The organism is Pseudoalteromonas sp. NH0006-26 (assembly GCF_057552415.1).
The window spans coordinates 1-400 of the sequence record NZ_BAAJMJ010000029.1 but is presented as its reverse complement, the minus strand read 5'-3'; the positions used below and the strand labels follow the sequence as shown (position 1 = coordinate 400).

Genomic DNA, 400 nt, shown 5'->3' with positions numbered 1-400 from the left:
TGAGTATATGTATGAATCAACTTTTAGATTACCTAAAATTAGACGCAGTAAACTTTAGTATGAAATTTATTTTTGATTTCATTCGAAATGTCGGTTTGTGTGCCATTATTTTTGCAATAGCCAAAGTCACATGGGAAGGAGCTGGAGTGAATATATTACCAAAAGAAGTTAATGCTATTTTTCTTGGTATTGTTGCTATTTCGTTAACTCTTCTTAATATCTTTCAATTTTCTGTAGTCGCAATAAATCACTTTAAAGGTTTAAATAAAATCACAGCCTATATGGTGACTATTATCTTAACTCTTTGGGTTCAAGCTTCTATGTATCATTTGTTAGTAATACAATCCAAACTAATAACTGGCGGCTAAAATACTCATAACAAGTTGCTCAAGCAGGACTG

General features: G+C 31.2%; 1 protein-coding gene. It reads left to right on the top strand.

Translation table 11 applies throughout. The features are described 5' to 3' along the window. The coding region (locus AC27JR_RS17010) for a hypothetical protein (protein ID WP_487174231.1) at positions 1-368 on the top strand (368 nt) is incomplete at its 5' end. Between the last annotated feature and the right edge of the window lie 32 nt (positions 369-400).